The organism is Pseudomonas tehranensis (assembly GCF_014268615.1).
GTDB classification, from domain to species: Bacteria; Pseudomonadota; Gammaproteobacteria; order Pseudomonadales; family Pseudomonadaceae; genus Aquipseudomonas; species Aquipseudomonas tehranensis.
This window is the reverse complement of the sequence record NZ_JABWQV010000306.1, coordinates 1-5,208: the sequence shown is the minus strand read 5'-3', so window position 1 is coordinate 5,208 and position 5,208 is coordinate 1. Positions and strand designations below refer to the sequence as shown.

Sequence of the window (5,208 nt, the reverse complement as noted above, 5' to 3'; positions counted from 1 at the left end):
CAGCGGGAGCAAGCTCCCTCGCCACAGAGGCTTCACTCACCCACGCAGGTTATTCGCTGTCCAGGTCTTTACGCCGATACGGGAACACGTCGATCACCTTGCCCGCCCGAATCGCCTCTTGCAGGCTTTTCCAGTAATCGGCGTTGTACAACTCACCGTGCAGTTGATCGAACAGCTTGCGCTGCCCCGCATCGGCGAACAGGAACGGTGGGAACTCTTCGGGAAAAACGTCCAGCGGCCCGATGGAATACCACGGCTCGGAGGCCATTTCGTCTTCCGGGGTCCGCGGCTGGGGGATGTGCCGAAAGTTGGCTTCGGTGAGAAAGCAGATTTCGTCATAGTCGTAGAACACCACGCGACCGTGGCGGGTCACGCCGAAGTTCTTGAGCAGCATGTCGCCGGGGAAGATGTTGGCCGCCGCCAGTTGCTTGATCGCCAGGCCATAGTCTTCCAGCGCCTCGCGCACCTGGTCCTGGTTGGCGTTTTCCAGGTAGAGGTTCAGCGGGGTCATGCGCCGTTCGGTCCAACAGTGACGAATCAATACCGTGTCGCCTTCCACCGACACCGTGGACGGTGCTACGTCCAGCAGTTCCTCCAGGCACGCCGGTTCGAACTTGCTCAGGGGAAAGCGGAAATCGGCGAACTCCTGGGTATCGGCCATGCGCCCGACCCGGTCGACGCTTTTCACTAGCCGGTACTTTTCGATCACGGTCGCGCGGTCGACGTTTTTCGACGGCGAGAAACGATCCTTGATGATCTTGAAGACGGTGTTGAAACCCGGCAGGGTGAATACGCTCATGACCATGCCGCGCACGCCAGGGGCCATGATGAACTGGTCGTCGGTGTTCGCCAGATGGTTGATCAGGGCCCGGTAGAACTCGGATTTGCCGTGCTTGTAGAAACCGATGGAGGTGTACAGCTCGGCGATGTGCTTGCCCGGCAGGATGCGTTTGAGAAAGCCGATGAATTCCGCCGGCACCGGCACGTCCACCATGAAGTACGAGCGGGTGAACGAGAAAATGATCGACACCTGCGCCTCGTCGGTGATCAGCGCATCGATCTGGATGCCCCGGCCTTCGCGATGCAGCAGCGGAATCACCAACGGCCATTGGTCATCCTGCGTATAGATCCTGCCCACCAGGTAGGCGCCCTTGTTGCGATAGAGCACCGACGAAAACAATTCCACCGTCAGTTGCGGGTCCTTGCAGACCCAGTCGGGCAGGTTCTCCCGCAATTGGGCTTCAAGGCGCTGCAAATCGCCCGGCAAGTCGGCGTAATCCTCGCTGAAACGGTAATCGGCGAAGATCGCCGCCAGCATCCGGTCCAACTGGCCCTCGGGTTTGTAGGTACGGGTCTGGGCGGCTCGGGCGCGGCGCAGGCTGGGCCGGGTGGTATGGATGAACATGGTGCCGTCACTGATCAGGTCATGGCTGAAGAGCCCGCAGAAGATCGAGTTGTACCAGGTCTCGGACAGCTCATCGTCGAAACGCAGGTCGATCAGGCTGATGTAGGCGCTTTTGACCAGCGGCCAGCAACTGACGTCCATCAGCGCCTCGGCTTCGAAAGCCTTGCGCAAGCGGGCGACGGTTTCGAAGACTTTTTCTTCATACAAGTTGATCCGCGCCGCAGAGGCCTCTTGCGCCTCCTGCCAACGGGCCTGCTCGAACCGGGCGCGGGCGCCATCGGTGATCTGCCGGAAATGCTCACGGTAATCGTCAAAGCCTTCGAGGATCGAACGGGCGATATCGGCGGCGGGCCATGGCTGCGGCATAGGGTAAACCTCGGCGGGTCATGCTTGTTATTGGCGACTGAGCTTAGAGGCCAATCGCGCGGCAACGCAACCATTGCCATCGGTCTTTGGCGGGGCGACACTTGCGACCCGATCAAGGAAGGAATGCGCTGTGAACCCCGTTGATATCCTGCGTTTGCTGTCATTGGCCGCTATCTGGGGCGCCAGTTTCCTGTTCATGCGCATTATCGCCCCTGTCATTGGCACAATCCCCACTGCCTTTTTTCGCGTCTCCATCGCTTTTGTCGGCTTGCTGGTGATCCTGGCATTGATGCGTATCGACTGGAATTTTCGCGGCAAGCTGAAAATCGTGATGGTGCTGGGCCTGATCAACTCGGGCATTCCGGCCACGTTTTATTCGCTGGCGGCCCAGGTGCTGCCGGCCGGTTACTCGGCAATCTTCAACGCCACCACACCATTGATGGGGGTGTTGATCGGCGCGTTGTTCTTCAGCGAAAAACTCACCATGACCAAGGTCAGCGGGGTGTTCCTGGGATTGTTCGGTGTCGGCATCCTGACCGGCGCGGGGCCGGTGGCCTTCGACCTGCAATTGCTGATGGGCGCCCTCGCCTGCCTGCTCGCCACCACCTGCTACGGTTTCGCCGGGTTCCTCGCCCGCCGCTGGCTCGACCATCAAGGCGGACTGGACAGCCGTCTCGCGGCCTTGGGCAGCATGTTCGGCGCCACGGTGTTGCTGTTGCCGCTGTTTGGCTACAGCGTCATCAGTCACCCTCCGCCCAGCTGGGGTGGCTGGAGCGTCTGGCTGTCGCTGCTGGGGTTGGGCCTGGTGTGTACGGCGCTGGCGTACATCCTGTATTTCCGGCTGCTCAGTTCCATTGGCCCGGTCAAATCCATGACCGTGACCTTCCTGATCCCGCCGTTCGGCGTGCTCTGGGGAGCGTTGCTGCTGGATGAGCCGTTGGGGATGGCGCACCTGTACGGCGGCGTGCTGATTGCGGCGGCGTTGTGGCTGGTGTTGAAACCAGCGGCGAGCGCGACCAAGGAGCCGCTCCCAGGCCAGCGCAACTGAACATCCCCCACCCTTGTGGCGAGGGGATTTATCCCCGCGGGGTTGCGAAGCGACCCCATAACTGACACCTCGAGGTGACTGAGCTGTTCTGGGGACTGCTGCGCAGTCCAACGGGGATAAATCCCCTCGCCACAATAACGTTCGCTCACCAGTCGCTGGGAGGCACGATTACTGCTGAGTCTCCTGCTCGGTAAACAGATCACTGAACAACATGCTCGACAGGTAGCGCTCACCCGAATCCGGCAGGATCACCACGATGGTCTTGCCCTGCATTTCGGGCTTTTCCGCCAGGCGCACGGCTACAGCCATCGCCGCGCCACAGGAAATGCCGCAAAGGATGCCCTCCTCCTGCATCAGGCGCAGGGCCATGGCCTTGGACTCCTCATCAGTGACCCGCTCGACCTGATCGACGATCGACAGATCGAGGTTTTTCGGCACGAACCCGGCACCGATCCCCTGGATCTTGTGGGGGCTGGGCTTGATCTCGTCCCCCGCCATCGCCTGGGTGATCACCGGCGACACCACAGGCTCCACCGCCACCGACAGAATCGGTTTGCCGCAGGTGTTCTTGATGTATCGCGAAACCCCGGTAATGGTCCCGCCGGTGCCGACGCCCGCCACCAGCACATCCACAGCGCCGTCGGTGTCGTTCCAGATTTCCGGCCCGGTGGTTTTTTCATGAATGGCCGGGTTGGCCGGGTTATCGAACTGCTGCGGCATGAAGTATTTGGCGGGGTCGCTGGCGAGGATTTCGGTCGCTTTCTCGATCGCCCCCTTCATGCCCTTGGCCGGATCGGTGAGCACCAGCTCCGCGCCCAAGGCCTTGAGTACCTTGCGCCGCTCGATGCTCATGGAGGCCGGCATGGTCAACATCAGCTTATAGCCGCGGGCGGCGGCCACGAACGCCAGGCCGATCCCGGTGTTGCCGGAAGTAGGCTCGACGATGGTCATGCCGGACTTGAGCTTGCCCGAGCTTTCGGCGTCCCAGATCATGCTCGCGCCGATCCGGCACTTGACCGAGTAACCTGGGTTGCGCCCTTCGATCTTGGCCAGGATGGTCACGCCACGGGGGGCAATGCGATTGATCTGCACCAGTGGCGTATTGCCGATGGAATGGGCGTTGTCAGCGAATATACGGCTCATGACTGGGTCCTTAATGCAGCGGGGATTTAGCGCTTAAAGGTATGCCTGTTGCCCATGGGCGTCCAGTTGCACCGAACGTTCCAGTTGTTACAACAGTCAATGTTTTAACAACGCCGGAGACTGACTGAAATGAAGCGTCGATACAGCTGGCCACTGTGGACTTTCGCCGCCATCGTTGCGGTGCTGGTGGCCCTGCATTTCACCTTGCCTTATCTGGTGCGCGATTACCTGAACGACAAATTGGCCGACATGGGTGACTACCGCGGCCAGGTCGCCGATGTGGATTTGGCGCTCTGGCGGGGGGCCTATCGGATCAACGGCCTGGAGATCGTCAAGGTCGATGGCAAGGTCCCGGTGCCGTTCGTCGAAGCACCGTTGATCGACCTGTCGGTCAGTTGGCATTCGCTGTGGTACGACCATGCGGTAGTGGCCGAGGCGGAGTTTGTCCGTCCCGAAGTAAACTTCGTCGATGGCGGCGCCGACCGGCAGAACTCCCAGACCGGTCGGGGCACCAACTGGCGCGAGCAACTGAGCAAGCTGCTGCCCATTACCTTCAACGAAGTGCGAATCCGGGACGGCAAGGTGACGTTCCGCAACTTCAACTCCAAACCGCCCGTGAACCTGCGGGCTACCGACGTCAATGCCAGCTTCTATAACCTGACCAACGTGGTCGACACCGAAGGCAAGCGCGACGCTCGCTTTGAGGGCAAGGCTCTGGTGGCTGAACATGCGCCGCTGGAGGTGCAGGCGACCTTCGACCCGTTGAGCGACTTCGAGGATTTCGACTTCCGCCTGCGCGCCACGGACATTGAGCTCAAGCGCCTTAACGATTTCGCCGCGGCCTATGGCAAATTCGATTTCAATGCCGGCCATGGCGACCTGGTGGTGGAAGCAGAGGCCGAGAACGCCCAACTCAGCGGCTACATCAAACCGCTGCTGCGCGACGTTGACGTGTTCGACTGGCAACAGGATGTGGAAAACGAGAAAAAGAACATCTTTCGTTCGGTCTGGGAGGCCTTGGTGGGCGCGGGTGAAACGGCCCTGAAAAACCAGCGCAAGAACCAGTTCGCCACCCGGGTTGAACTCAGCGGCAATGTCCATCAGCAGGACATCAGCGCCTTCGAAGCCTTCCTGCAAATCCTGCGCAACGGCTTCGTCCAGGCCTTCAATGCCCGGTATGAGCAGCCGCCGCCTTCAGCCGACTAGGCATGTGACCTGTGGCGAGGGAGCTTGCTCCCGCTCGAGC

At 60.7% G+C, this 5,208-nt stretch carries 4 protein-coding genes; 2 read left to right on the top strand and 2 right to left on the bottom strand.

Annotated features, from left to right (window positions below; genetic code table 11):
- Window positions 1–49: 49 nt before the first annotated feature.
- Window positions 50–1,771: a bifunctional isocitrate dehydrogenase kinase/phosphatase gene (gene aceK, locus HU811_RS24590; protein WP_092397397.1), complete on the bottom strand. Its 1,722-nt coding sequence runs from the start codon at window positions 1,769–1,771 to the stop codon at window positions 50–52.
- A gap of 130 nt (window positions 1,772–1,901) precedes the next feature.
- Here aceK and HU811_RS24585 point away from each other — a divergent pair, with 130 nt between their 5' ends.
- Window positions 1,902–2,819 carry a DMT family transporter gene (locus HU811_RS24585; RefSeq protein WP_092458227.1) on the top strand — a complete coding sequence of 306 codons (918 nt, stop codon included), beginning with the start codon at window positions 1,902–1,904 and terminating at the stop codon, window positions 2,817–2,819.
- A 168-nt stretch (window positions 2,820–2,987) separates the two neighbouring features.
- Here the strand turns inward: HU811_RS24585 and cysK are convergent, their stop codons facing one another.
- Window positions 2,988–3,962 carry a cysteine synthase A gene (gene cysK, locus HU811_RS24580; RefSeq protein ID WP_092397393.1) on the bottom strand — a complete coding sequence of 325 codons (975 nt, stop codon included), beginning with the start codon at window positions 3,960–3,962 and terminating at the stop codon, window positions 2,988–2,990.
- A 129-nt stretch (window positions 3,963–4,091) separates the two neighbouring features.
- Here cysK and HU811_RS24575 point away from each other — a divergent pair, with 129 nt between their 5' ends.
- Window positions 4,092–5,168: a DUF748 domain-containing protein gene (locus HU811_RS24575; RefSeq protein WP_186658590.1), complete on the top strand. Its 1,077-nt coding sequence runs from the start codon at window positions 4,092–4,094 to the stop codon at window positions 5,166–5,168.
- Window positions 5,169–5,208 lie beyond the last annotated feature (40 nt).